General features: G+C 74.4%; 1 protein-coding gene and 1 pseudogene. Both read right to left on the bottom strand.

Going from position 1 to position 1,570, the window contains the following annotated elements; genetic code table 11:
- Positions 1-1,008, bottom strand: a pseudogene (locus tag ABZ281_RS48835) (glycerophosphodiester phosphodiesterase family protein); the annotation flags it as partial.
- Positions 1,009-1,034: 26 nt separating this feature from the next.
- Positions 1,035-1,570 (bottom strand): FGGY-family carbohydrate kinase (locus ABZ281_RS48830; protein WP_356665241.1); only part of this gene is annotated, 536 nt, incomplete at its 5' end.

Raw genomic sequence — 1,570 nt, 5'->3', positions numbered from 1 at the left:
GCATCGACCCCCATGCGGTAGTACAGCGCGTATTCCGCGAACGCGTCCCCGAAATCGTTCGCTCCGCTCCCGCGCCGGAACCGCTCCGGCAGGGACTGGTTCTCCGCGCGGAAGGTGTACGGCCCGATCCGCAGCCCCGCCGCATGAGCGTCCGCGACGAGCGACGTGCCGACGAGCGAGACCTTGTCCGGGCCGATCCAGTCCGCGTACGCGGCGATCCGGGCCAGCCCCGCCGGGCTCATCATCTCCGTGTACGTCGTCGGATCACCGGCCGCGACCAGGCCGTACGGCCCGCCCGTCGTCCCCAGCGCCTGCCACACCGGCACGCCCCAGCCGCTCCGCCGCGATCCGCTTCAGGCTCGTCGGCTCGAAGGACTGCACGACGCACTCGCGGCGGCCGAGCCGGTTGCGGCGGATCGCGGCCGCGAGCTTCGGCTCCAGCGGCAGGCCGATCGAGCGGAAGTACGTGGGGTGCTTGGTCTCCGGGAAGACCGCGATCGTCCGGCCGTGTTCCCGCGACAACCGCCGCGCCAGGTCCACGACCTCCTGGAAGGTCATGACCTCGGCGCGCCCGTCGAAGACGGTGTTGCGGTTGCGGACCGCGGGCAGCCGCTCCACCGCCCGCAGCGTCTTCAGCCCGGCCGGCGTGAAGTCCTCCGTGAACCAGCCGGTGACGGCCCGCCCGTCGACCGTCTTCGTCGTACGGTGGTCCTCGAACTCCGGCCGGCGGGCCACGTCGGTCGTCTGGGAGATCTCGTTCTCGTGCCGCACCACCAGCACGTGGTCCTTCGTCGGCACCAGATCCGGTTCGATCCAGTCGGCCCCGGTCTGCACGGCGTAGGTGTACGAGGGCGCCGTGTGCTCGGGGCGCCAGCCGGCCGCGCCGCGATGGCCGATGACGACCGGGCCTCCGCCCTGGCGGGGTCCGGCCCCCGCCGGGGCGGCCGTGCCGGCCGTGGCGGCTCCCGCGGGCGCCGCGAGCAGGAGGGATCTCCGTCCGAGCTGCATGCAACTCCCCTTTGTCGAAGGCAGCTTCACGTGCGGTCTCGGGCCCGGTCCCGGGCCCGCGCCAGCCGGTCCAGGTGTTCCGCGTAGCCGCTCGTGTAGAACGCGGCCCGGTCCGGGTCCGGCTCGACGACCGCCGTAGGTTTCGTCCACGCCCGCGCGTCCAGCCCGACCCCGTACCGCTCGGCCGCCGCCAGGACCGCGCCCCGGGCGCCGACCTCGCCCTCCACGACCCGCAGCGGCCGCCCGAGCACAACGGCCAGCAGCCGCATCCAGGCGGAGCTGCGGGTGCCGCCGCCGCACACGGCCAGGCTCCCGGCCAGGCCCGCCGCCTCCAGGCAGTGCCGGGCCGCGTACCCGATGCCCTCACAGGTGGCACGGACCAGATCGCCCCGGGTCGACTCCAGGGAGACACCGGTGAGTTCGGCCCGCAGGCGGGGTTCCACGAAGGGGGCGCGTTCGCCGGAGGGCGCGAAGTACGGCAGCACACGGACGCCGTGCGCGCCCGGCGGCGCCCCGGCCAGCAGGCCGTCCACCTCGTCGTGCCGCACTCCGGGGAACTGGT

The sequence above is a fragment of the Streptomyces sp. NPDC006265 genome, from assembly GCF_040613555.1.
GTDB lineage: Bacteria > Actinomycetota > Actinomycetes > Streptomycetales > Streptomycetaceae > Streptomyces.
This window is presented reverse-complemented; position numbering and strand designations above follow the sequence as displayed.